This is a genomic window from Synechococcus sp. A18-25c (assembly GCF_014280035.1).
In the GTDB taxonomy this organism is placed as follows: Bacteria; Cyanobacteriota; Cyanobacteriia; order PCC-6307; family Cyanobiaceae; genus Synechococcus_C.
Map to the genome: position 1 here is coordinate 1,546,897 of NZ_CP047957.1, position 24,073 is coordinate 1,570,969.

A 24,073-nucleotide genomic window follows, 5' to 3' on the forward strand; every position below is an offset into this window, starting at 1 on the left:
CCGCTCAAGCGCTGACCTCAACATTCCCCGCCTGTGACAGCCCAGGCCTGAGTGATGTCTGATTGTTGCCAGAACCCAGTCACAGCCTGCGTTCTGGCAACTCCGTGTGAGTTTCAGCATCCTCTATGGATGCCTAAAGCGGCACGCCTTGGTTCCGCAAGCGACGTCGAGGTCGGAGCACCAGAGTCTCAGCTTGCTAGGCGGTGAAGAGCCCTAGGGTTGCCGAAACGTGTTCACCTGGTGATGAGACGACAGCTGTTGGCCCCTTTGCTCGCGCTGATGCTGGTGTTCGGATTGGCGATCGCTCCGACACAGGCAGCGATGGATTACGCCAAACAGGTGTTGATTGGTGCTGATTTCTCCAATCGCGAGATGCAGGGCGTCACCTTCAACCTCACCAATCTGCGTGAAGCCGATCTCTCAGGCAGCGATCTACAGGGCGCCAGCCTCTACGGCGCCAAGTTGCAGGATGCCGATCTCACCGGAACCAACCTCCGCGACGCCACCCTCGATTCGGCCGTGCTGGATGGCACCAACCTCACCAATGCCGTTCTGGAAGATGCCTTCGCGTTCAACACCCGATTCATCAATGTGACGATCACCGGAGCTGATTTCACCAACGTCCCTTTCCGTGGAGACGCGCTGAAAACGCTTTGCGCCGCGGCTGAAGGCACCAATCCAGTGACCGGTCGTCAGACCAGCGACACCCTCGGCTGCTAATGAGCTTCGATCCCCGCAGCCTCGAACGCCTCAGGGAACTGGGTCGCCAACTTCCCAAGGCCCTCCCCAATCCGGAGACGGAGAACAAGCCATCCACCAAGAGCAACCGCCCGAAACACAAAGTCGAGACTGAGCAGAATCCTGAGGCTTTGTTCCATGAGCTGATGAAGGTCAGCCAGGACGGAACCGTGCCGGAGCATCTGATGAGCCGACTGCGTTCCGCGGAACAGCGCCTCGAGGATGAACGTCGCCAGCTCCAGGTTTCACCACCCAGTCCGTCGACGCAGGGATCCGCAACGGGGTTGCCATCGCCACCGGCCCGATCCACAGGGAAAGGCAAGAACACGCAACCACAACGACCCAACGTCCCCGCCGGCAGCGAAGAAGACAGCCTCTATGTGGCCTTCAGCCAGTTGCTGCTGGAAGACGACGAGAGCGATTGAGGCGCTCTGATCCGTTGAAGCTCATTGCGATCGCAGCTCCATGAACCTCTCTCGATGCCGGATCATCGCCATCGGCAAGGTGCGTAAACGCTGGGTGCAAGACGGCATTGAGCTTTATCTCAAACGCCTTCCTGGACTGAGTGTGACCGAACTGCGAGACAGCACGCGCCACAAGGAAGCGGAAGCCATTCGACAGGCCCTACGTCCGGATGAGCAACTTGTGCTGCTGATGGAACAGGGAAAAACCCTCACATCCATCGACTTTGCCCAGCGCTTATACGACCTCGGCTCCGAACGGCTGGCGTTCGTCATCGGTGGCGCGGACGGACTGACCGATGAACTCAAAGCATCGGCGCGCTGGCAACTGAGTTTGTCGCCGATGACGTTTCCCCACGAACTGGCCCGGCTACTGTTGCTGGAGCAGCTGTATCGGGCCCAGGCGATCCTGCAGGGGAGCCCTTATCACCGGGCGTGAGGCGGATCAGCCAGCTCTGACAACGGGCGGGGGCCCGAGCACTGTTGAAACCGCACGCTTTGCACTGCCAAGACATCAATCAAACAATCAGGCCGCTCAGATCGATCGTTTCGGGCATCGTCGTCGGACCTTGTTTGATTGCAACAACAGCGGCTGCCCCTACCGTGCCTGTCTGGAGTGCCTTTGGTGCCGCGTTTGCGAAGGAGGCCTGCCTTCCTAGAGCAAGCACATGACAGCCGATCGTTGGCGAGCTCAAAAAACAAAAGCAGACTGGGAGCTTGGTTTTCCTAACTCAGCAAGAACGAATCGAGGAGCCAACCAACCAATCAAAAATTAAATAAAGACGAAGCCTGCAGCTAGTGGATTGCTTCCATTTAAAATAAATAATTATCAGTAAAATTATGTCCTTTATCTCGTGGATAACAAACCTCGGAAACAAAGTCGTTTCGGGTGGCAAAAAAATCATCTCATCTGGCAAAAAAGATGCTAATAAGGCTGAAGGCGTCTTTAAAAGTCTCGGTCAAACTATCGCCGATTCTGAACAAACCATTGAATCAGACATCACGGATGCTGTTCTCAATGACCTATTCCCAATCATCGAAGGCATCGCATCACTATCAACCGTAAGTAATGCTGAGGAAATTTTACGAGATCCGTTTGGTGATATCATAACCGATGTTCAAAACAACCTAAAAACTTTAACTGTACCAACCACACCATTCAACATTCCTGTATCTGGAGATTCAAACCTCGAAGCACCAGTTATTACATTAACTCCCAAAATAAGTTTGACAAATGATACTGGTCCTCTTGTTTCATATGGTGTAAATTACTTCGGCGATGCGCCTTCTGTTACAAGTAGTTCTGTTCAGGGTGGGCTTAACGTCGAGATAGAGCTTGAAAGCTTTCCGACCTTTGAAATTGGCTTCAATCTCAAGATTGATCTCAAAGATCAAGGAACGTTCCAGCTCCCCTCCTTTGGTTATACCCCTGGAGACCAGTCTGGTGGCAAGAGCAAACAATTTACATTTCAAGAATCTGACGGCATTACATCAGTTTCAGCCGGTATTGGATTTGGAGGCTCCATTACATATACATCCAACGAGCCTAAAACAATCGAGTTAGATGTTTCGTTATCAGCATCTACCGACATTGATTATTATGCTCAGATCTTTGCCAATTACGATCTTGGGGCCAATAGTATCCGCAACATCTTTGATTTACTATCCAACCCACTTGCTATTAATAATTTAGTCAAGGGTGACCTGAATACTGGTTTTCAGCCTGGTGGTAGCCCTATCTTTGGCGTAGCAATCACTCCGAAAATCAATACTTCGGTAAGCGGAAAAACCGTCGACTCGACCTCAGCTTCGGCCATTCGCGATGCGCTGACTGGCTTGGAGCTCGATTTAAACATCAACCCTGGGGTGACGCTTTCCGCAGGCCTCATCGCTAAGGAAGAGGGAACTGGGTTGTCATTGCTTAGTTTGAACTTGCCAATATCTCTCGAAAATGCGATTTCAATCGGATTAGACGACCAAGGAACCCCTCAAATCTCCGACACAATATCTGTAGATGCAGGGCTCAATCTTGGAGCTTTGGGCTTCAGCGTCGAAGACGCAATCTCACTACCAGGGCTTGTTTACGACATCGGAAGTTTAGACATCGACATCGGCAAATTTAACCTAATCCCCACGAGCATTGCCGACACATTTGTACTGTCTGGCGCTGAGCAATTTAATTTAGCCAATACACTTACGTTTGATGGATACAAATTATATGCCCCAAATTCGTAAAAGACAATAGAGTTGAGTTCACTGTCATGATCAATATGTATTGATTGTTTGAGACTTAAAGCCTCAGCGGCGGCGAGATCAATCTGTTGCAAGCAAAACTGTTGCAACCAAAACTTCCGTCCAATCGGTAATTATATCGCCACCCTTGGAAATCACCCAGCTATGCACAGGGGGCGTCAGCTGGCGCATGATCTCAGCAGCTGCGGAATGGCTTGGAACGGCTTGCTCACCAGCCAGCGAGTCGTTGGCACAGAACGCACAAAACTACAAACGCGTTGTCAAACCCGTTCAGCACGCAATGCTTAGGGCACTGCCAGATCGCCCGTCAAAGAATTGGTCTCGATCAAGCGGGCCAAGGCGTCAGGGTGACGGGCTCAAATTTGGCGACGCTGATCGTCCAGGCGCGACCACAGATTGCCCGAAGGCCGTGCTGAAAGGCCTCAACGTCACCGCTGTTCAACCAAGCGGCCTTGAGGGTGGGCAGCGCTTCAGACAGCGCGTCCATCGGCAACTCCACCAGCAACAGACTCTCCACACCACAAGCCCGCTGCAACGCCCCCTCATCACTGCGTTGCCAAAGGCGCAGCAACAGTTCCAGAGCCAGCGCATGGGCGATGGTCGTGGGCTCTGCTGCAACAGCCTCGTCAGGGAGAGAGCGGCCGGTCAGCGGAAGAGCGCGACGCCCCTCCTGCTCCATCAGCGCCAAAGCCACGAGGTACGGAGCGTCCGCCATCAAGACAACATCATTCGCCGCATCCTCCCCCGATCCCGGCCTGAATGGCAGCAGCCTTGATTCATCGCTGAACTGAGAGCGCGCCACCGCCATCCCTGCCATGACTCCAGCGCGTCAAGAGCCGAAGACGGTGCTCTGCTTCGGCGACTCGAACACTTGGGGATTCAACCCTGATGGCAGCGGTCGACTGCCCTATGCAACGCGCTGGCCGAATCAACTGGAGCGCCGCCTGAATCAAGCATCCACAGGGCCCCTCTGGCGCACGGTGGAAGACGGCTTGAATTCCCGCACCTGGCTAATGGATGACCCCATCGGTGCCGTCAGCTATGGCGCGGACTACAGCTGCAATGGACGATCCCACGTGAAGACCGCTCTGCACACCCACAAACCGATCGATGTCGTGGTGCTGGCGTTGGGCTGCAACGACTGCAAGCACTACCTCAACCTGGCGGCTGAACAGATCGCTGCCGGAGCCAGCATCCTCATTCACGACATCCGCCAGGCGGTGGATTGCGGACCGCGTGATCGCCCCGAACGCACACCCCACATCGTGCTGATGACACCGCCCTTGGTGAGGATCACGCCGCAGTCGCTGACCTGGGGGTTTGCTGGGGCTGACACGAAATCGAAGGCTGTTGCCGCGCGCTACCTGAGCCTCGCTGAGGAGCTGCAGGTGGCCAGCTTCGATGTGCAGCGCGTCGCGGCCCCCTCTCCTCTTGATGGCGTGCATTTCGACAGCGACGCCCAGTCCGCCATCGCTGACGCGCTGTCCACCTGCATTCTCCAAGGGCCGCACCAGACCCACCAATGAATTAGAACACCTGTACTATTACAGTGTTTGATTCGTGGGGTCTATTGCCATGGCGATCGATCGCCCCTGCCTGCATCCACCACAACCCCTGCGAGCACAACGGGCGCCCTTGCCGCTGCCCCTCGCCGCTGAACAGGTCGCCGCTGGCTTCCCCTCTCCAGCAGAGGACTACGTGGATGTGGGCATCGACCTCAACGATCAACTGATCCGCCATCCCACCAGCACGTTCTTTCTCCGGGTCAGCGGTGATTCCATGACCGGTGCCGGCATTCATGACGGCGATCTGCTGGTGGTAGACCGCAGCCTCAACCCTCGGCCAGGACGGGTGGTGGTGGCTGTTCTCGACGGCGGTTTCACCCTGAAGCGACTGGTGCGTCATCACGGCCGCCTGCGCCTAGAAGCGGCCAATCCCGACTACCCACCCCTGGAACTACAGACCTGTGGTGACGTGCAGATCTGGGGGGTGGCCGTGCACGTGATCCACCCGCTCTGAACACCATGGCCCGAGTGACGGCCCTGATCGACGCCAACAACTTCTATGCCTCCTGCGAGCAAAGCCTCGACCCGGCTCTGCTCGGCCGACCGGTGGTCGTGCTCTCCAACAACGACGGCTGCATCGTGGCCCGCAGTGCTGAAGCCCGGGCTCTCGGCATCAAGATGGGAACGCCTTATTTCAAGGTGAGAAGCGATTTGGAGCGGCAAGGCGTCGTGGTGCGCAGCTCCAACTACGCCCTCTACGCCGACATGAGCCAGCGGTTGATGAGTCTGCTGGAGAGCCAGGTGGAAGACCTTGAGGTGTATTCCATCGATGAAGCCTTTGCCCAGATCAGTCGACCATCGACGCTTGATCTGCTGCCCTGGGGACGCCAGGTGCGAGCCCTGGCCCGACGCAACCTGGGGCTGCCGATCGCCATCGGCCTAGGGGCGAGCAAAGGGCAAGCGAAACTGGCGAACCGTTTGGCCAAGGTGAATCCCGGCCATGCCGGTCTCTTTGACCTGGGGCATTGCAGCGACGCAGACCGCTGGCTGGAAACGATCGACATTGAAGACGTGTGGGGCATCGGTCGAAAACTCGCCCGCTGGTGCCGAGCGCGTGGCATTCGCAATGCCCGGGAACTGCGTGACATGGCCAGCGGTCCACTTCGCGCCAAAGCGGGTGTGGTGGGGCTGCGCCTGCAACGGGAACTGCAGGGCCATGCCTGCCTGCCCCTCGATCTGGCCCCCTCTCCAAAACAGGAAACCTGCGTCAGCCGCAGTTTCAGCCAACCGATCAACTCCCTCACGGAGCTGCGTGAAGCCGTGGCCACGTATGTGGTGCGTGCAGCCGAAAAACTGCGCAAACAACGGCAGCGCGCTGCTTCGCTGAGCATTTACACCCGCACCAGTCCGTTTGTGCCCGCCTTCTACAGCCGCAGCGCCAGCATCCAGCTGGATCTGCCCAGCAATGACACGCAGACGCTGCTGCATGCTGCACTGCCCCTGGTGGAACGAATTTTTCAGCCCCATCGCCAACTCACGAAAGCCGGTGTACTGATGCAGCACCTGCAGAGCACCGACCACCTGCAGCACCACCTGCTCGTGCCCTGCAGCGACCGGGAGCAACAGCGGCGGGCAACGCTGATGCACACAATCGATGGACTCAACCGCCGCTACGGCAGAGGCACCGTGCAATGGGCAGCCTGTGGCCTACATCCCGCTTGGGGCATGCGGCGAGAACGGTTGGGGCATGCGGCCACAACGCGCCTGAGTGATGTCCCTGTGGTCCAGGCGTAACAGGAAAATTTGGAACGTTATGAAAAAATCTGGCCGATGTTAATAACCGGACGCGTGCTGAAAACAAGTGCACTTCTCACCGCAGGCCTGATCTGCTTGGGAGCCGCGGCCCAGGCGGAGACCGTCACACTCGAGCTGCGCAACGGCGACAAGCTTCACGGAGAACTGGTCGAAGCCGACACCACCGACAGCACGATCGTCCTGGACCATCCGGTGCTGGGACGTCTCAGCATTCCAAAAACGGCGCTGGTCCCACCGCCGAAGCACAAACCCTGGAAACTGAGCTTGTCCGGTGGCCTGTCGGGCTCCAACACCGACGATGACTTTGACAGCGGCGCAACCGGTCAACTGAGCATCAGCTACACCCAAGGAGCCGATGAGGTGGTGCTTCAGGGTCGTGCTGAATACGAAGTGTCGCGCGACAAGGGTGAAAGCAAGGCGGGCACCGACACCAATGAAGGTGATGCCGAGCTGCGCTACACCCGAGCGCTCGGCAACAGGCTGAGTGCGTATGCCGGCACACGCTTCAATTACGACACGCTGAACAAAATCGGCACCGACACCTTTGTGGGCTCCATTGGCCTGGGCTACGACCTGTTCCAAAACGACAGCACACGCTTCAGGGTGTCGCTAGGTCCATCGGTGCAGAGCACCTGGGGAGGCACAGGCTGTGAAGCAGACCCAATCTGCGGCCAGGCTTATCCAGCAACCACAGCCCGCGCCGAACTGCAGTGGAACCCCAACTCCGTGATGAAACTGAGCGTCACCAATGACTACACAGGCGCCTTCAGCGACGGCATCAAAACCAACAACGTGTTCTCCGTTGCCCTCAAAATTTTCCCGATGGGCAACGAACGTCTGTTCACCTCGCTGAACGGTCAGTTGATCTACAACGAGTTGCAAACACCGCGCATCAACAACAGCCTGTCAATGCAGGTCGGCGTGCAACTGGACTGAGAGGCATCAACCCGGCGTTATTTCGGACGCTTGGTGAGATCACCGAAGTCATCGTCGTTGGGCTGCAGAAACTGCCAGACCACAGGGACCGTGAACACCACCATCAGCCCGATCGTGGCCCAGATGGCAACGGTGTAATCACTCATGGATCGGAGGCAGCAGAGCAAACCGTAACCAGATCGGCTCAGCACAGGCGACGACCCTTGTCGAAAACATTGGTTCAAGACAGCGGGCTCATGACGAGCTGATCACCAACAGCCGTTCTTGAACCGCCGTCAGCCCCTCAATTCAAAAGGCACTAAAACGGCTTCGGTCGTTGCACCAACGCCGCTGCAAACTCTTCCAGAGCTGCAGCTGCAACAGCAGGGTTGGCGAGGTGCTTCGACTCCCATGCCGCAACCAACGCATGCATGTCTTCCCACATGTCGACCATGGCGAGGGGATTGAACCCAGTGGGATCGGTTGGCTCACCGGTCATGAAATGGCAGCGAATCGAGATCAACCATCATGTCGGCAATTCAAGACGCTGTCTGTGTTGTCAAGAGCGATCTAAGTGGGACAAACCAGCTGCACCGTCGCTGATCGGGTTGAGAGAAGCAGCACAAAGCGATCTCCATGGCTGTTCAATCCGGTCTGCTCGCGCAGCAGATCGGTGCTGGCCAAGGCAAGACCACAGGTTTCGCAGAAGAGCACAGGCACAGTCGACGCGCTGCCGCTCATGGCTTGGAGGTCCAGCGCCTGACGCACAGCACGCTGCGATCGTTCGAGCCCCAGGGTCTCCACTAGTGACGGCCAAAGGTCATTGACCGGTTCACAGGACGCGAAATCAACGGAAGAATCAGACATCAGACCGGCAGTTGTTCGATCGCCACCACAATCATCTGCGGTGTCACGGGAATCACCTCGAGGGCATCGTCGTTGTCGAGATACGCGTCGAAGGAGGCAAACCGCTCGATCCGCGGTGGGACCTCCTGACTGGCACAGGCAGCAATCCAGTCATTGTCGTCAGGCTTAACGGCCACATAAGCCTGCAACGCCTCCTGCAGATCACCGCCATCGCCGATGCCCTCGTCATTCCAGATCGCTTCAAAGAATTCGGACATCAGCGTCGCTCGACGATCGCCTTGATCATGCCCCCCGGGCCGGTCCACTGCCCCAAGACCTGGACGACAGCGATGCACGATGGGTCGGTCCAACTGGATGGGCATCCACAACAGCGCCTGGCTAGACCCATTGCAGAGTGGATCAGCAGGCCATGCAGACCCTTGCGGAATACTGCCGACCCTTCAAGGACGCGAATGCCATCTGGCCGTCGCTGCCCGTCTGCGCCGATGCCAGAGAACGCTGGTGGAGGCAGTGGCTGAACCATTCCAGGGCAGAGCGACCTTGGGACGCACTTCGCCTGCTTCTGCCCCAGCTGCTGCTCAGCCCGGGCAACAACGTGCGCAGCGGGGAGGCCTACCAGCGGCTAGTGATGCGGGGAGAGCCAGCGCAAGCCGCTGATCTAGAGCAAGCGCCAAGGCTGCATGATCCTGCAGGGCCATCGATCAGCCTGGCAGCCCATCCCACCGGTGCCGTACCGGTGCTCAGCTTCAGTGATCACAGAGATTTCGTGCTGGCGGTGCGCTGTCTGGCCAACCGCTGTGAAGCGGTTCCGGTGCAACCAACCGTGCATGCGCAGGCCATCTCCGGCCTGATCCACTGGGGACTGATCAGGGAGGTGGACCGACGAACGCGCTGTCAGATTTTGCTGTTGCACAGAGCTCCCTATTCCTCACTCCCCGCAGACACAATTCCCGATCAGCCTTCCGCTGACCAATGGATTGAACGCTCCCAGACCTGGCGGCTGGAACATGAGTTGACCCATATCGCCTGCCGTCGGCTGGTCGGTGAGATGCGGATCAATCTCTACGACGAGCTGGTTGCGGATGCCCTCGGGATGACCGCAGCACTCGGTCGTTTTGACGCGGATCTGTTCAGGCGGGGATTGGGACTTACCCAAAACGCTCATCCCAACAAAGACGCGCGTGCCCATGTTTATGTCTCAACCCTGGAGGCAGCCCATCACCATCAGGCCTTTCAGATGGTGCTGCAACGTTCGTCCGAACTGGAAACTCTGATAGCCGAGCATCAGTGGCCGATGGAAGCGATGCCACTGCTGGCCAAACTCGTGCGCGGACAGCTCAATCAACCGTTGACCGATGGGGCCGGTTGTTCAGCCGCATCGGAACCAGACGGAGGCTGTGCTTCCAGGGCGTAGCCGGCACATCGCTGCTGATCGAGGTGCTGGATGTGGCGACGCTCGCTGTAATAAAGCTCCTGAAAACGCAGCGCTTCAGCATTGAGATCTTCAAACATGCCTTGGATGCGTTGTTCCATGTCGATCACTTCGGTGGACTTCTGATCTTTTTCTTGGTCAATCAGCACAGCAATGCAGCGCTCGAGCGTCTCCAACCGTTGACCAGTCCAAGCTTCAAGCAGATGCCGACAGCGTTTGTGGCTTTTCTGTCGCTCCAACATGGCAGCCGTCCCCCGCAGCTGCTCCATGGGTCGTGCCAAAGCGACACGCTGCAGCTCTCCTGGCTCCAAAAGAGGGGTTAAGCGTCCCACGAGATCACTGCTTTCCAGGAGCAGCTGATCCGTGAGCAGGCGAGGCAGATCAAGGTCTGCAAGCGCGTCGCCTCGATCCTCTCCGCGACTGATCGACTCCAGGCGCATGCTGCCGAGATTGCCCTCTTCCAAATCCGTTATCTCAGACCAGAGCAGCCGATGGTGCTGCAAGGCGAAATCCTCCAGCTCCCGTCGTCTCAGTTCCTGACGGATGGCGCCACGGTACGAGGGGCAGTGCAGATAAAGCCGCAGAATCTCCGCTTCACAGCGCTCACGCTGACTGGCTTCACCGGCTTTTTCATGGCGAGCGGAACGGCCGTGCCAACGCTGCCCCTGCACCTGTTGGCGCAGATCCTCTTCCAGCTGTAGGGCCAAGCGCCCCTGGCCACCACTGAGGCGTTCCGCCACCTGCTGGATGTAGTGGGTACGAATCGCTGACTGGGGCAACTTGCCGAGCAGCTCAACCAGGGCAGACACCGAACGCTGGAACTGGTCAGCCTTCGTGAGATCTCTGCCCTCGAGAACCTGTTCGATCTGCCAATCCAGCCAGAGCGGTGCCTGGTCCAGCAAGGCGCGGTAGTCAGCGGCGCCATGGTCCTTGAGAAATTCATCTGGATCCTTGCCGGATGGCAGGTGCAACACCCGCAGCTCCAGCTGCCCTTGAAGGGCCAACTGTTCAACTTCTCCGATGGCACGATTGGCAGCGCGGACACCCGCGCCGTCCGCATCGAAATTGAGCACGATGCGCTTGCCGTCACTGCAGCGACACAGCTGCGTGATCTGCTGACCACTGAGTGCTGTCCCAAGAGAAGCCACGGCATTGGTCACCCCAGCAGCGTGCAGGGCAATCACATCGAAATAACCCTCGACCACCACAGCCCGGTCGTCTTTGCGGATCGCTGATGACGCCCGGTCGAGACCAAACAGATGCTTGCCCTTCTCGAACACCTCTGTTTCAGGGGAGTTGAGATATTTCGGCTCGCTTCCATCCAAACTGCGACCGCCGAAGCCGATCACACGGCCCTGACGATCGCGGATGGGGACCATCACGCGATGACGGAAACGGTCGTAGAAGCCATTACCGCCTTTACGCGGCACAACCAGACCCGCAGCTTCCAGGAGCTCGGGAGCGAGTCCCTCCACCTGCTGGAGGTGCTTGAGCAATCCATCCCATTGATCGGGTGCATACCCGAGCTCGAACTGTTCGAGCGTGGCTTCGTTCAAACCGCGTGTCTCACGCAGATAGCGCAGGGCATCAGCCCCCTCGGATGTTCTGAGCTGCGAACGGAACCAACCCGCCGCAAGCGTCAAAGCGCGATGCAACTTGTCGCGGCGTGACAACTGTTGTTTGAGACGCTCCTGCTGCGGTCCATCAACGGTTTCCACCGGCAGCTGATATCGGCGAGCCAGATCCAGCACCACATCGCTGAAGCTCTGGCGCTGAAACTCCATCAGGAACTTGATGGAATTCCCCCCAGCTCCACAGGAAAAGCAGTAGTAGAACTGCTTCGCCGGTGACACGGTCATCGACGGCTTGCTGTCGTCGTGGAACGGACAGATGCCGACAAACTCCCGACCTTTTTTCTTGAGCACCACGTGCTCGCCCACCACATCAACGATGTCGGCGCGCTCTTTGACGGCCTCGATGGTGCGGGGATGAAGGCGGGGCATAGCCATCAGCCCATTGTGGGAGACACCGGCGGAACAGGCCAGATCCGATGGATGGCATCGTTAACCGGATTCCCATGGACCGAGCGATGCAGGGCCTGCTAGCGACCATCCGAGGGTCTCAGTCAACGAAGGACTGGAGAGCAGGACTATCCCTGATCGGGGCAGCGCTCGCCTTCAGCTTGATGACCGTATGCGTTAAGCACCTGGGCGGCCGCTTGCCAGTAGCGCAGATCGTGCTGATCCGCTCCGTGATCAGCATCGTGATCACCTGGACGATGCTGGCGCGTCTACGGGTGTCGCCCTGGGGACACCAGAAGGGACTGCTGATCGTGCGCGGGGTGCTGGGGACTGTTGCGCTGCTGCTGTTCTTCCAGGCTCTGGCGGCTCTACCCCTGGCGGCTGCGACGCTGTTGCAATACACCTACCCCACCCTCACGGCTCTCTGCGCTTGGGCGCTGCTGGGTGAGCCGATCCGCAAGCGAATCAGCCTGGCGATCCTGCTGGGACTGATCGGTGTGCTGCTCGTCGTGCAGCCGGAATGGATTGGGCAGGATGGGGCCAGTCTCCCGGCAATGGCGGCATCGATCGGCCTCGGTGGAGCGCTGATGACCGCTTTGGCCTACGTAAGCGTGCGGCAGCTCTCGGCGCGGGAGCATCCGCTGGTGATCGTGTTTTATTTCCCGTTGGTATCGGTGCCAGCAACCCTGCCCTTGTTGATCAACACGATGGTGCAGCCCACCAGAACCGACTGGATCTGGCTGCTGGGCGTTGGTTTGTTCACGCAGTTAGGACAGGTGTGGCTGACGCAAGGGCTCACGGCCCTACCGGCGGCGCGAGCCACCTCCATCAATTACGTGCAGGTGGTCTTTGCCACGCTCTGGGGTGTGCTGTTTTTCGCCGAATCGATCACCGGAACCGTGGTGGTGGGAGCACTCTGCGTGTTGGGTGCCACCTTGATCAGCCTCAGCGCCCGGCAGACGGTCAAGCCGGATCAATCGCCAGCGGATACGTAATCCAGGTTTGGGAATTGCCGTCATCGGAACCGCTGGGGAGCGCCAATCTCCAGCTTTCGCCGCGTTCCCCGCGTTCCAGGAACAGCTCGAAAGGACTGTCCACCTTCACGGCATCGCCTGGAAGTCGCCAATCGAACCGACCGGTGAGGTGCACGCCCTTCTGATCGCCGATGCGAAGACTCTCTTGTTGCTCGATCCGGACCCGACTGACCTCCGGCACGCCAGAGGCTTGAAGATCAAGCGATTGGGCAATGGCGTTTTGGGTGAGCTGAATCTGCTGACCCAGGGCACTGAGCAGAACCCCACGCGACGGTCGATCACTGACGGAGCATGCGGACAAACCCACCAAGATCAGTCCCACCAGCAGCAACGACAGAAGGGCTCTGCGCCAACGGCTGAACAGTGAAAGCATGGAGAGATCACGACACGAGATCACTGCAATGTTGCAGCACACTCGAAACTGTGACACCAGGCTGGCAGGCCCTCCCACCTCTCGTGAAGTGCTGGAACAGAACGCCCAAGCCGCCGCAGCCGATTCCAGACGGCAGATCACGCATCACCAGCGGGACGACAACAGAAGACCAGGTCACGATTCAGCCTTTTTGAGAATGAAGATCAAGAAAAACAAGCACTTCGATCGCTCCACCTAAGAGCAACAAATGCACTTGAAGATGATTCTCAAAAACAAATCTTTCTCATTCATTTCCTCGCCGTAAGTCAATCTTTCAGGCATAATTGACCCAGGAACACGAATCAAACCACGAGGAGAAACATGACCTATACAGCACCCATCCAAACTTCCAGCAATGTGGCAACAGGCCCCTCAGGCCGAGCCATGGCCGAGCCGATGTCGGCCGAATTGCTCGAGCACATGCAGGCTCATCTCAATATGGAGCGCCAGTCTGCAGCGGCTTATTTCGCCACAGCCATCTGGTTCGCCGAACGAGAACTCGTTGGATTCGCCAACCATCTACGCGACGAAGGCAATCAAGAACAGCAGCATGCTGCACAGTTCGCCGACTATTTGATCTCCCGGGGTCAAACCGTGGTGCTCGACACCATTGAACCCCCCTGTCAGCAATGGAGTCACTGCGAAGCTGTGGTCTCGGACGTGTTTCGAATGGAAGCCGACGTCACATCATCTGTTCTGCAGCTTTACAAAACTGCCGAACGTGACAATGACATGAGAACCACTGTTTTTCTCGACCCAATTGTGGAAGGCCAAAGGCTCTCCGAACACGAGGCGGCTTATCTTCTCGGCCGCGTGAAATTTGCTGACAATCAACCGGCTGCTCTGCTGGTGATCGATGCGGAACTGCGCGAGAAAGCAGCAGCTCCGGCCACGCTGGCAGGCTGATCTCGGCTCAGTGAAGTCTTAGGTTCACATCAGCAACACCATCACATCGTCACACTCAAAACGGCGTGATGTCAGTGCATCCCTGGTTGCCGGGGCTGAGTTTGCCTTTACGAAAACAGCAATCGGCAATCAACGATTGCGGCACCACCCCGATCATGAGAAGATCGTTATACGCAAGACATCCAATCGGGATCGAAGCGCGAGATCAAATACCTTTGAAATTGCATGACTCACAGAACGTTCACTCCCTTGAGGAGGACATTTCCTTCTTCAATGAACAGCAGGATCCAGTCCCTCTCCGGTCACGAATCACCACAGCACCGCCGGTATCTCCGCGAGCTTGCAGCCGAAGAGGAACTAGAACGCCAAGCCCAACAGCAGCAGGTTTGACGACCTCCTCAGTCTGGTCAAGCTCTGGAATCCACTGCCACTCGAAAGCGCGTCGTTGGGAGAGCAACAGCGGCATCATGGCGCTGATCAGTCCTCTCTGAATCGGAACCCCACGTGAATCCGCCCATCCTTCCCCGGAGACCGTCGTGATCGGCTGGCTTCAAGGCGAACGCATCCAGGCCTGGGAACAGGGCGGACGACACGGGCTGGTGATCGCTTGCGCAGGCGTGGGCTATGAGGTGCAACTCACCCGTCGGGATCAAACATCGCTTAGCGGAGACAGCTGCACACTCTGGATCCATCAGGTCCATCGCGAAGACGGCTCGCACTTGTACGGATTCCCTTTGCAGATGGATCGGGATCTGTTCAGGACTTTGATTGGCGTCAATGGTGTTGGTCCACAGGTGGCGCTTTCATTGCTTGACAGCTGCACAGCCGCCGATTTGGTGACCGCCATCATTGAAGGCGATCTGAAACGCCTGACGCAGGCACAAGGTGTTGGCAAGCGCACGGCAGAGAGGATCGCCGTGGAGCTACGGGATCGCTTGGGTTCATGGGCACCGAGCAGTGAAGAACCCGCTCTGTCACTCGTCGATCGCAGCGACATCCAAGCTCTGCCGATCCATCCGGAATCGCTGCAGGAACTTCAGCTCACCCTGGAAACGCTCGGCTACGAAGACCTGGAAATCCGTCGTGCGATGCGAGCCGTTGCCTCGGCCACGGAGTGTCCTGCCGCCAACGACCCTGAGGGTTGGTTGCGGGCCAGCTTGCGCTGGTTGAGCCAATCGGCTTGATAGGGACCTCGAGAAGGTAAATTGGTTGTTTGCACTGTCTGGGCAAGACACCGCGCATGTCGCTCGATACCACTGAAAAGCAGCAGCTGATCAACACCCACCAAACCCACGCCACCGACACGGGATCGGCAGAGGTTCAGGTGGCGATGTTGAGCGAGCGCATCTCGAAGCTCAGCAGCCACCTGCAGCAGAACATCCACGACTATTCCTCCCGTCAGGGTCTGCTGAAGATGATCGGCCGGCGCAAGCGCCTGCTCAGCTACGTGCGTGGCAAGAGCGAACAGCGTTACACGAGCCTGATCGCCAAACTGGGCATCCGCGGCTGAGCCGCACCCGGCAGGTTTTCTAATCCATGGCTGAACGACGCGATCCGCTCCCTTTTGAACCGCGACGTTCTCCTTCACCGTCCAGTGGGAGTCAAGGAATTCCCAGGGAAGTGGCCGATCGAATGGCCCGCCGCGTCGCCATCTCCACCGGAGTTCCCTCCGTGCTGGGGATGGCCGTTTTTGTGATCAGCTACCTGCTGGTCAGTCGAGGCATTCTCGATATCCCGCCTGGGATCACTCTGGTGGCATCCGGTTTCTTTTTCCTGCTCGGGCTGATTGGCCTCAGCTACGGCGTGCTTTCCGCCAGCTGGGAGCCCCAGCCTGGGAGCCTGCTGGGGCTGGAACACCTCAAACCAAACCTTCAACGACTTCGCAGCTCGATCAAAGCGCAAAAACAGAGTTGAACCGTCGTGGTTAATTCATCAAGGGATCACTGCAGCTCACGGTGAAAGAGCTGTCTTGCAGGTGTTGGCGCGCTGCCACCACATCCTTCACGCAGAATTGTGGGCCGAGGCGAACATATTTGACCTCAGGACCGCGACGCACAGCGGCAACAACAGGCACCCTCACACCCAGCTCATCCTGATCTGGTCGATGGGCATGGAGGCACTCCCTCAACTTGTGCTGCACCGCTACATCACAGGCCTGATCTGGATCGAGTTCCACCAGCAAAAGACGCAAATCGTCGATCGCTCTGCAGTCATCCACGATCAACTGCACGCGTTCATCACGGCGATCCACTGCCGCCCAAATCAGCAAACGTGCCTCAGCCATCAGATGATCGGCGAGACGCGCATAGCTCTTCGGGAACACCACCGCCTCACAGGAACCCGTGAGATCCTCGAGCTGAAGAATCGCCATCCGGTCACCCTTGCGGGTGGTGACCTGACGCATCTCACTCACCATGGCAATCGCACTCACCTTGGCCTTATCGGCTTGCTCTTCGAGGCTCCCCAAGCCGATCGGAGCCAACAACCGAGCCGGTGCTGTGAGCTGTTTGAGCGGGTGATCAGACAGGTAGAAGCCCACCAAGTCTTTTTCCAGCTTGAGCTTTTCACTGGGGTGATAGTCCTTCACCGGAGCGGCCTTAGGCGCCAAACTCAAATCAGTGGCACTGTCTGACGCATCGTCGGCAGGCACTGCCATCAGATCAAAAAGATTGCCCTGACCACTGGCGCGATCACGGGCACGGGATCCTGCCCAGTCGAGCAGCAGATCAAGATCGGCGATTAATTGAGCACGGTTGGCCTGAGGCTCGAGGGCATCGAGAGCGCCACAGTGGATCAGGGCTTCGAGACTGCGCCGATTGAGAACACTGGAGGGCACGCGATCACACAGATCCGCCAATGACTGGAAGGCCCCATCGGACTGGCGGGAGCGAATGAGTGCGCGGATGGACCCATCTCCCAAATTTCGGACGGCAGACAGGCCAAACAGAATGCGGTTATCCAACGGTGTGAAGTCGGTTCCCGAGGCATTCACGTCGGGGGGCATCACCTCGATGCCCATGGCATTGCAGTTCGAGATGTAGCGCTGCACTTTGTCGCTGGCACCTGCATTCACGGTGAGCAGTGCAGCCATGTAGGCGACGGGGTAATGCGCCTTCAGATACGCCGTCTGGTAGGTCACTGCTCCATAAGCCGTGGAGTGGCTCTTGTTGAAGCAGTACTCGGCGAAGAGCACCATCTGGTCGAACAATTCATCGGCGACCTTCTCATCCACGCCGCGTTCCGTTGCGCCTTTCACAAAGATGCCGCGATGCTTCTGCATCTCCGACACTTTTTTCTTACCCATCGCACGACGCAGCAGATCGGCTTCACCGAGGGAATAGCCGGCCAGATCCTGAGCAATGCGCATGATCTGCTCTTGGTACACCATGATTCCGTAGGTCTCGCTCAGGATCGGTTCCAAGGTGCTGTGGGCGAAGTCAATGGCTTCGCGACCGTGCTTGCGGTTGATGAACTTGGGAATCAACCCCGCATCCAGGGGACCCGGTCGGTAAAGGGCCAGGATCGAGGAGATATCTTCCAGCGACGAAGGTTTCAGATCACGGACGATCTGTCGCATCCCCGTGGATTCAAGCTGGAAAATGCCTTCCAAGTCGCCACGGGCCAGCAAGTCAAAGGTGCCTTCATCCTTCGGTGGTAGCTGATCAGGATCGATGCGTTCACCGCTGCTCTGCTCCACAAGCTCCAGGGTCTTGTCGATCATCGTGAGGTTTTTCAGCCCCAGAAAATCCATCTTCAACAGACCCATCGACTCCACGTCTTCCATGAAGTACTGCGTGATCACCTGGCCATCGTTGTTGCGCTGAAGCGGAACCAGTTCATCGAGAGGATCGGCCGCAATCACCACACCAGCAGCGTGAACGCCAAAGGTTTTGTTGGTGCCCTCGATGCGCATCGCCATGTCCACCCATCGCTTCACGATCGGATCTTTGTCGTACCGCTCCTTAAAGTCGGGGTTCGGTGATGTATCCCCGATCATTGCCTTGAGCTTGGCCGGCTTGCCCCGCACCACTGGAATCAATTTGGCCAGGCGATCAGCATCTCCGTAGGGAATATCGAGCACCCTGGCCACGTCTTTCAGCACAGCCTTCGACGTCATCCGGTTGAAGGTGATGATCTGCGCCACCTTTTCTTCGCCATAGCGACGTGTGACGTAGTCGATCACCTCGCCACGACGCTCGATGCAGAAGTCGGTGTCGATATCAGGCATCGACTTGCGTTCAGGATTGAGAAAACGCTCAAACAGCAAACCATTACTCACCGGATCAATATTGGTGATGCCCAACGCATAAGCCACTAACGATCCAGCCGCAGACCCACGACCGGGGCCGACCGGAATGCTCTGTTCGCGTGCAAAGCGGATGTAGTCCCACACCACCAGGAAGTAGGTGGGGAACCCCATCTGCTCCATGATCTTCAGTTCGTAGGCCATGCGCTCGGCATACCCCTCGTCGATGCCGTCGGCCGGAGACAAACCAAGGCGATCACGGAGGCCCTGCTCTGTGACTTCGCGCAGGTAGGTGATTGGTGTGTGGCCGTCAGGGATGGGGAAGCGCGGCATCTGATAGCGCCCAAGGATGTCGTAGTCCTCAACTTTTTCGGCCACAGCCACCGTGTTGGCAATCGCCTCTTGAACCACCTCCGGCTCGAGGTGATCAGCAAACAAGCGCCCCATCTCCTCTTCAGTTTTGAGATATTCCGTCCCCGTGTAGCGAAGACGCTTCTCATCGCTGATCAGCTTTCCGGTGAGCACACAAAGCAGCGCATCGTGGGCCTCAACGTCGTTGCGCGTGAGGTAGTGGGCATCGTTGGTGGCCACCACCTTGATGCCGAGTTCACGTGCGATCTTGACGATCTCAACGTTGACAATGCGATCTTCAGGAGAGCCATGATCCTGAATCTCCAGATAAAAATCGTCGCCGAAAACCTCCTGATACCAACGGGCGACATCCCTGGCCACATCGGGGCGTTCCCGCATGATCGCCTGAGGGATTTCACCGCCAAGACAAGCGGTGGCAACGATCAGTCCCTCGCTGTATTGCTGCAGCAGGTGTTTATCGATGCAGGCGCGCGAAAAAATGCCTCGGCCGCGCATTCCCCGAAGGTGACTGATGCTGGTGAGCTTGACCAAATTGCGGTAGCCGACAGCATTTTTGGCCAGCACCACGAGGTGATAACGACGCTCTTTCTTGGGTTGTGGGTCATCAATCGAACCATTGATGACATACATCTCATTGCCGATGATCGGCTTAACCCCTGTGCCTCGACACAGCTTCAGCAGCTCAACAGCGCCGTACATCACCCCATGGTCAGTGAGTGCCAGAGCCGGCATTCCAAGCTCTTTGGCCCTCTCCACCATTTGGGGCAGCTGAGAAGCGCCATCCAGCAGGCTGTAGTCGCTGTGGTTGTGAAGGGGAACAAATGCCATAGCCCCAGCCTAGGCCGCCGCGCAAGATGCAGGGGTCACGACAAACACCTCACACCAGATGCAGTGTTTGCGAGGCAGAGCAAGACCCTAGACAGGCACGAAAGCCGCCTCTGGGCGTGACTTCATGACAGACGCCGCCAGTTCGTACTGATGCGCCACCTGAAGAAGGCGAGGCTCTTCCAACACATTGCCGATCAGCTGAACACCAATGGGCAGACCGCCATTGTCGAAGCCGCAGGGAACGCTGATGGCAGGCAATCCAGCCAGATTGGCAGGAATGGTCAGCAGATCAGCCAGGTACATCGCCAGTGGGTCATCGGCGTGGGAGCCGTTGCGGAATGCCGTGCCCGGTGCCGTGGGCGTCAGCAGCACATCCACCCCTTGGAAGGCCGCGTCGAAATCGCGGCGGATCAATGTGCGCACCTGCTGCGCCTTCTTGTAGTAGGCATCCACATAGCCAGCCGACAGGGCATAGGTGCCGATCAAAATTCGGCGCTGCACTTCGCTGCCAAACCCCTCAGCACGACTCTTAGCCGTCATCGCTGCCAACGAAGCCGCATCCTCAGCCCGGTACCCGTATTTCACGCCGTCGTAGCGCGCAAGGTTGGCGGAAGCCTCCGAAGGGGCAATCACGTAGTAGGTGGCGATGCCGTCGTTGAAGCGCGGGCATGAAACGTCGACCAGTTCAGCACCCAGGGCCTGCAGCTGATCGGCAGCCGCCAGCACCGATGCCTTGACCTGGGGGTCCAAGCCCTCCTGATCGAAACATTCCCGAACCAATCCGACACGCAATCCATTAATTGGTGCGTCCAGAGCAGCTGTGTAATCCGGAACAGGAGCCTTGAGACAGGTGGAATCGCGCGGATCCTCGCCGGCCATCACCTGCAACAACTCCGCCGCGTCAGCAACCGTCGAGGTGAACGGGCCCACTTGATCCAGGGAACTGGCAAAGGCCACCAACCCGTAACGGCTCACGCGTCCGTAGGTGGGTTTCAGACCCACAACTCCGCAGAAGGAGGCAGGCTGACGGATCGAACCACCGGTGTCGGAACCAACTGCGGCCAAGCATTCACCGGCCGCCACGGCGGCTGCGCTGCCGCCGGAGCTGCCTCCAGGCACATGATCGGTGTTCCATGGGTTGGCAGTTGGTCCAAAGGCCGAAGTCTCCGTGGATCCGCCCATGGCGAATTCATCGAGATTGGTCTTGCCAAGGAGAACAGCACCAGACGCCCAGAGCCGGTTGGTCACCGTTGACTCATAAGGAGGGACGAACTGCTCGAGCATGCGGCTGGAGCACGTGGTGCGGACTCCTTTGGTGCAGAGATTGTCTTTGATGGCAAGAGGAATGCCCGCCAAGGGCGGCAGCTCTTCGCCGGCACTTCGCGCTGCATCGACACGATCCGCATCCGCACGGGCACGATCAGCGGTGACCTCCAGAAAGGCATGAAGACTGGGATCGACCGCCTCGATCCTGGCCAGGTGATGGTCGGTGAGTTCCCGGGCGGACACCTCACCCTTTGCCAATTGCTGACGCCATTCGGCGATCGCCATGGTCAGGATTTTCGTGCAGATGCGACGCTATCAGCCAGGTGCAAAGAACCAGCAACCCTCAGGATGCTGATTCAATGGTGAAGGGCTCGGTGCGTCGGCAGCGCAGCAGGGAATGATCCAGAGATGCAGGAGCTTCCGACTTCAAATCATCCAGAAAGGGGGATAGCTCCCGCTCCAGGGTGGAGCGACGCACGAAGGGACCAAACCAGTACGTGACATCGGGGCTTTGGGTCTGAACCCGTGCCCACCAGGCGAGTCCGAGACCGTTGGCAAGCGATCGCATCGGTCGAGTCAGCGGGCTCATGTCGGAGCAGTGAAGACCTCGACATTGTGCCCTGATTCAGCGTTGGCCGTAACAGGCCAACCAACGCACTTTCAAAACCGCGGTCGTGCGTGGCAGTGGTCGTTACAGATCGACGCTGCCATCAAAGGTCGTGGACACAGCTTCGGTGGGGCGCTCCATCTGCAGATCCACACCGGGATTCGGATCTGCTAAGACCGGCTGTACTGGCGCATCATCCAGGTTGGCCCCTGAGGAATCAGCGGACTGGCGATGAGCCACAGACAACTGCGGGCGAACAATCGGAGGTGAGGGGGTCTGACCCGACAGACCTTTCATCCAACCCCGACGCGCCACTTCATAGAGACAGAGTGCAGTTGCAACCGAGGCATTCAGGCTCGGTGTCACCCCACGCAAAGGGATCCGGATGAGCTGATCACAATGGCGTCGGGTCAGCATCGACAGTCCCTGGCCCTCGGAGCCTGTGACGACGACCAACGGACCTTCAAGATCCACTTCCTCCAGGGTCTGATCTCCTTCTTCAGCCAGACCAATCACCCGGTAGCCGGCATCCTTCAAGGTCTCCAACGACCGGTTGAGATTGACAACGCGAGCCACGGGAAGATGTTCAAGTGCTCCGGCCGCCACCTTGGCCACAGAGCCCGTGAGGCCAGCGCTACGCCGCTGCGGCAACACCACGCCATGAGCGCCGAGTGCTTCGGCGGATCGCACGATCGCCCCCAGATTGTGGGGATCGGTGAGACCGTCAAGGGCCAAAAGGAGAGGCGCCTCCTGCAATGCGGCGCAACCTTCCACCAGATCCTCCAGATTCAGAGTGTCGGCCGCAGCCGTTTGCAGAGCAATGCCCTGGTGCACAGCGCCACCAGTCATCTGAGCCAAACGTGCCCAGGTGACTTCCTCCACCAGCACTCCAGACGCTTTCGCATCGCGCAACAACGCCATGAATTTGGGAGCGCTCCGCATCTCACTGGTGCACCAGATGCGATGGATGGGCCGACCGGCTTCCAATGCCGCCTGGGTGGCATGACGCCCCCAGAGCAGATCATCCGCGACACCCTCTGAGCCGTGAGCACTGGCCTCAGCGCGGGGTTGTTCGTCAAAACGCTGGTCCGGACGGTCTGAACGTCCTGGGCGCATGCCGCGAGCTTCACCATCTGAGACGCGACGGCCACCGGGGCGCCGGTCACCAAACCGGCGATCCTCTGAGCGGCGTTCATCAGAACGACGGTCGTTAAAACGGCGGTCGTCAAACCGGCGATCTCCAGAACGACGATCGTCAAAACGCCTTTGGTCAAAACGCCGTTGTTCAAAACGACGATCTCCACCTGAGCGCTCATCGAAACGACGCTCACGGCGATCAGCACGGCCCATGGGTCTGCCGCTGTCACGGGAGGAGCCTCGGAAGGAGCCACCACGGGAGGCAGGGCGTCCACCGAAGTCACCATCGCGGGAGCTGCGCCAAGACGACTCCGAGGCCCCCTCTTCACCATCACGGCGACGACCGCCGGACGGAGCTCCATCCAGACGCGGACGACGTCCGCGCGGCCCGCCACGTGACGGACGTCCACCTCCTGAGTCACCACCACGGGATGGACGTGGTGGGCGGCGGTCGAAGCGGGAGCTCATGGAATCGATGGTTATGACAGGGCGGATTCGCTCTCCTCGAGGCGATCCAGTAGCTGGGCAAGCCGCGCTGGATTCTGCAAAAAGAGCCAGCCCACCATTGTCTCAAATCCTGTGGCCTGGCCATAGGCCGCGGGGTCACCGCCGCGAGGACCACGACCGGCACGATTGCGGCCCCGACGAACCAGATCCCTTTCCTCGTCCGTCAGCCAGGGGTCCAAGCGCTGCAGCGCAACCGCTTGTGCATCAGCACGAACTTCGGAGACAACCGCAAGGTGGAGATCTTTAGCGCGTCCGGCCTGACGGCAGTGACGAAGCCGTTGATGCAGCTCCCAGACGGCATCACCTAGCCAGGCAAGCTGAAGGGGACCGAGATCGGACGCCCCTGCAGGAAGGGAATGCTGCAGCCGGATCCAGTCGGTCAAGCAGCCAGTTGGGTGAAAGCGGATTCCAGATCATTCACCAGATGCAGGAAGCCCTCGAGGCGCACCAACTTCACGGTTTGGGTAACACGGGCGTTGCCCACAACCACGAAACTGCGATTGGCGTCTTTGCACTGTTTCGCGAGCTGAACCAGTGCACCAAGCCCGGAAGAATCAAGGAAGTCAATCTTGCTCAGATCAAACACTGCGGGTGAGGCGTTCGTCTTAAGAACGTCTCCCACGTAACTGATGAACTGCTTTTCGGAGTAAGCATCCAACTGTCCGGTGAAATGAAACACCAGACAGGAATCTTGCTGTTCAAAGCCGCCCCGGAGCGAAACCGTCAGTCGCTGCAGTTCAGTGATGGGACC

Annotated in this window: 27 protein-coding genes; 14 read left to right on the forward strand and 13 right to left on the reverse strand. The window is 58.3% G+C overall.

Annotated features, from left to right (window positions below):
- The first annotated feature begins 243 nt into the window (after positions 1-243).
- The 4 genes from SynA1825c_RS08605 to SynA1825c_RS08620 all read left to right on the forward strand — a co-directional run bounded on the left by SynA1825c_RS08605 (position 244) and on the right by SynA1825c_RS08620 (position 3,434).
- Complete coding sequence (locus SynA1825c_RS08605) at positions 244-720, forward strand: pentapeptide repeat-containing protein (RefSeq protein WP_186468927.1); 477 nt, start codon at positions 244-246, stop codon at positions 718-720.
- Positions 720-1,163 (forward strand): hypothetical protein, encoded by a 444-nt coding sequence (locus tag SynA1825c_RS08610; protein ID WP_186468928.1) that lies wholly within the window; start codon positions 720-722, stop codon positions 1,161-1,163. The genes SynA1825c_RS08605 and SynA1825c_RS08610 overlap by 1 nt, the downstream gene beginning before the upstream one ends.
- A 40-nt stretch (positions 1,164-1,203) precedes the next feature.
- Positions 1,204-1,638, forward strand: a complete 435-nt coding sequence (locus SynA1825c_RS08615; RefSeq protein ID WP_186468929.1) for a 23S rRNA (pseudouridine(1915)-N(3))-methyltransferase RlmH — start codon at positions 1,204-1,206, stop codon at positions 1,636-1,638.
- Positions 1,639-2,039: 401 nt separating this feature from the next.
- Positions 2,040-3,434, forward strand: a complete 1,395-nt coding sequence (locus SynA1825c_RS08620; RefSeq protein WP_186468930.1) for a hypothetical protein — start codon at positions 2,040-2,042, stop codon at positions 3,432-3,434.
- Positions 3,435-3,777: 343 nt separating this feature from the next.
- On the opposite strand, the gene SynA1825c_RS08625 is transcribed toward SynA1825c_RS08620, so the two are convergent.
- Entirely contained in the window at positions 3,778-4,167 is a 390-nt protein-coding gene (locus SynA1825c_RS08625) for a hypothetical protein (protein ID WP_186468931.1), read from the reverse strand.
- Positions 4,168-4,267: 100 nt separating this feature from the next.
- Between SynA1825c_RS08625 and SynA1825c_RS08630 the strand changes: the two genes are divergently transcribed.
- Genes SynA1825c_RS08630 through SynA1825c_RS08645 form a run of 4 tightly spaced genes read left to right on the forward strand, consistent with a single transcriptional unit; the run spans position 4,268 to position 7,708 of the window.
- Positions 4,268-4,978, forward strand: coding sequence for an SGNH/GDSL hydrolase family protein (locus SynA1825c_RS08630; protein ID WP_186468932.1), 711 nt, complete (start codon positions 4,268-4,270; stop codon positions 4,976-4,978).
- Positions 4,979-5,027: 49 nt separating this feature from the next.
- Entirely contained in the window at positions 5,028-5,471 is a 444-nt protein-coding gene (locus SynA1825c_RS08635) for a LexA family transcriptional regulator (RefSeq protein WP_186468933.1), read from the forward strand.
- Between the two features lie 5 nt (positions 5,472-5,476).
- Positions 5,477-6,751, forward strand: a complete 1,275-nt coding sequence (locus SynA1825c_RS08640) for a Y-family DNA polymerase (protein WP_186468934.1) — start codon at positions 5,477-5,479, stop codon at positions 6,749-6,751.
- Between the two features lie 54 nt (positions 6,752-6,805).
- The gene (locus tag SynA1825c_RS08645; RefSeq protein WP_255478333.1) at positions 6,806-7,708 is read left to right on the forward strand and encodes a DUF481 domain-containing protein; all 903 of its coding nucleotides are present in this window, start codon (positions 6,806-6,808) and stop codon (positions 7,706-7,708) included.
- A gap of 17 nt (positions 7,709-7,725) precedes the next feature.
- Here SynA1825c_RS08645 and SynA1825c_RS13660 read toward each other — a convergent pair whose 3' ends face one another.
- The 4 genes from SynA1825c_RS13660 to SynA1825c_RS08660 all read right to left on the reverse strand — a co-directional run bounded on the left by SynA1825c_RS13660 (position 7,726) and on the right by SynA1825c_RS08660 (position 8,811).
- Positions 7,726-7,854, reverse strand: coding sequence for a hypothetical protein (locus SynA1825c_RS13660; RefSeq protein WP_255443022.1), 129 nt, complete (start codon positions 7,852-7,854; stop codon positions 7,726-7,728).
- Between the two features lie 152 nt (positions 7,855-8,006).
- Positions 8,007-8,186 (reverse strand): hypothetical protein, encoded by a 180-nt coding sequence (locus SynA1825c_RS08650; RefSeq protein ID WP_186468936.1) that lies wholly within the window; start codon positions 8,184-8,186, stop codon positions 8,007-8,009.
- Between the two features lie 71 nt (positions 8,187-8,257).
- Complete coding sequence (locus SynA1825c_RS08655) at positions 8,258-8,554, reverse strand: hypothetical protein (protein WP_186468937.1); 297 nt, start codon at positions 8,552-8,554, stop codon at positions 8,258-8,260.
- Positions 8,554-8,811, reverse strand: a complete 258-nt coding sequence (locus SynA1825c_RS08660; protein ID WP_186471123.1) for a hypothetical protein — start codon at positions 8,809-8,811, stop codon at positions 8,554-8,556. Before SynA1825c_RS08660 ends, SynA1825c_RS08655 begins: the two co-directional genes overlap by 1 nt.
- A 137-nt stretch (positions 8,812-8,948) precedes the next feature.
- On the opposite strand from SynA1825c_RS08660, the gene SynA1825c_RS08665 reads away from it, so the two are divergent.
- Positions 8,949-9,968, forward strand: a complete 1,020-nt coding sequence (locus SynA1825c_RS08665; protein ID WP_222929986.1) for a hypothetical protein — start codon at positions 8,949-8,951, stop codon at positions 9,966-9,968.
- Here SynA1825c_RS08665 and dnaG read toward each other — a convergent pair.
- Positions 9,896-11,995: a DNA primase gene (gene dnaG / locus SynA1825c_RS08670; RefSeq protein WP_186468939.1), complete on the reverse strand. Its 2,100-nt coding sequence runs from the start codon at positions 11,993-11,995 to the stop codon at positions 9,896-9,898. The genes SynA1825c_RS08665 and dnaG overlap by 73 nt on opposite strands.
- Positions 11,996-12,036: 41 nt before the next feature.
- Between dnaG and SynA1825c_RS08675 the strand changes: the two genes are divergently transcribed.
- Complete coding sequence (locus tag SynA1825c_RS08675) at positions 12,037-13,002, forward strand: DMT family transporter (RefSeq protein WP_255478336.1); 966 nt, start codon at positions 12,037-12,039, stop codon at positions 13,000-13,002.
- On the opposite strand, the gene SynA1825c_RS08680 is transcribed toward SynA1825c_RS08675, so the two are convergent.
- Positions 12,971-13,414 carry a hypothetical protein gene (locus SynA1825c_RS08680; RefSeq protein WP_186468940.1) on the reverse strand — a complete coding sequence of 148 codons (444 nt, stop codon included), beginning with the start codon at positions 13,412-13,414 and terminating at the stop codon, positions 12,971-12,973. The genes SynA1825c_RS08675 and SynA1825c_RS08680 overlap by 32 nt on opposite strands.
- 360 nt (positions 13,415-13,774) lie before the next feature.
- On the opposite strand from SynA1825c_RS08680, the gene SynA1825c_RS08685 reads away from it, so the two are divergent.
- The 4 genes from SynA1825c_RS08685 (at position 13,775) to SynA1825c_RS08700 (ending at position 16,273) form a co-directional block, all read left to right on the forward strand.
- Positions 13,775-14,359, forward strand: coding sequence for a ferritin (locus tag SynA1825c_RS08685; RefSeq protein ID WP_186468941.1), 585 nt, complete (start codon positions 13,775-13,777; stop codon positions 14,357-14,359).
- A 536-nt stretch (positions 14,360-14,895) separates the two neighbouring features.
- Positions 14,896-15,543 carry a Holliday junction branch migration protein RuvA gene (ruvA, locus tag SynA1825c_RS08690; protein WP_186468942.1) on the forward strand — a complete coding sequence of 216 codons (648 nt, stop codon included), beginning with the start codon at positions 14,896-14,898 and terminating at the stop codon, positions 15,541-15,543.
- Positions 15,544-15,599: 56 nt separating this feature from the next.
- Positions 15,600-15,869 carry a 30S ribosomal protein S15 gene (rpsO, locus tag SynA1825c_RS08695; protein WP_186468943.1) on the forward strand — a complete coding sequence of 90 codons (270 nt, stop codon included), beginning with the start codon at positions 15,600-15,602 and terminating at the stop codon, positions 15,867-15,869.
- Positions 15,870-15,895: 26 nt separating this feature from the next.
- A complete protein-coding gene (locus tag SynA1825c_RS08700) occupies positions 15,896-16,273 on the forward strand; it encodes a PAM68 family protein (RefSeq protein ID WP_186468944.1) in 378 nt (125 codons plus the stop codon).
- 10 nt (positions 16,274-16,283) lie between these two features.
- Here SynA1825c_RS08700 and SynA1825c_RS08705 read toward each other — a convergent pair whose 3' ends face one another.
- The 6 genes from SynA1825c_RS08705 to SynA1825c_RS08730 all read right to left on the reverse strand — a co-directional run bounded on the left by SynA1825c_RS08705 (position 16,284) and on the right by SynA1825c_RS08730 (position 24,049).
- Entirely contained in the window at positions 16,284-19,805 is a 3,522-nt protein-coding gene (locus SynA1825c_RS08705) for a DNA polymerase III subunit alpha (RefSeq protein WP_186468945.1), read from the reverse strand.
- Between the two features lie 87 nt (positions 19,806-19,892).
- The gene (gene gatA, locus SynA1825c_RS08710) at positions 19,893-21,356 is read right to left on the reverse strand and encodes an Asp-tRNA(Asn)/Glu-tRNA(Gln) amidotransferase subunit GatA (protein WP_186468946.1); all 1,464 of its coding nucleotides are present in this window, start codon (positions 21,354-21,356) and stop codon (positions 19,893-19,895) included.
- Positions 21,357-21,414: 58 nt separating this feature from the next.
- Entirely contained in the window at positions 21,415-21,660 is a 246-nt protein-coding gene (locus SynA1825c_RS08715; protein ID WP_186468947.1) for a DUF1816 domain-containing protein, read from the reverse strand.
- A 102-nt stretch (positions 21,661-21,762) separates the two neighbouring features.
- Positions 21,763-23,283, reverse strand: a complete 1,521-nt coding sequence (gene rlmB, locus SynA1825c_RS08720) for a 23S rRNA (guanosine(2251)-2'-O)-methyltransferase RlmB (protein WP_186468948.1) — start codon at positions 23,281-23,283, stop codon at positions 21,763-21,765.
- Between the two features lie 11 nt (positions 23,284-23,294).
- A complete protein-coding gene (locus tag SynA1825c_RS08725) occupies positions 23,295-23,705 on the reverse strand; it encodes a ribonuclease III domain-containing protein (protein WP_186468949.1) in 411 nt (136 codons plus the stop codon).
- On the reverse strand, positions 23,702-24,049 hold the full coding sequence (locus SynA1825c_RS08730) for an STAS domain-containing protein (RefSeq protein ID WP_186471125.1): 348 nt from the start codon (positions 24,047-24,049) through the stop codon (positions 23,702-23,704). Before SynA1825c_RS08730 ends, SynA1825c_RS08725 begins: the two co-directional genes overlap by 4 nt.
- Positions 24,050-24,073: the final 24 nt, after the last annotated feature.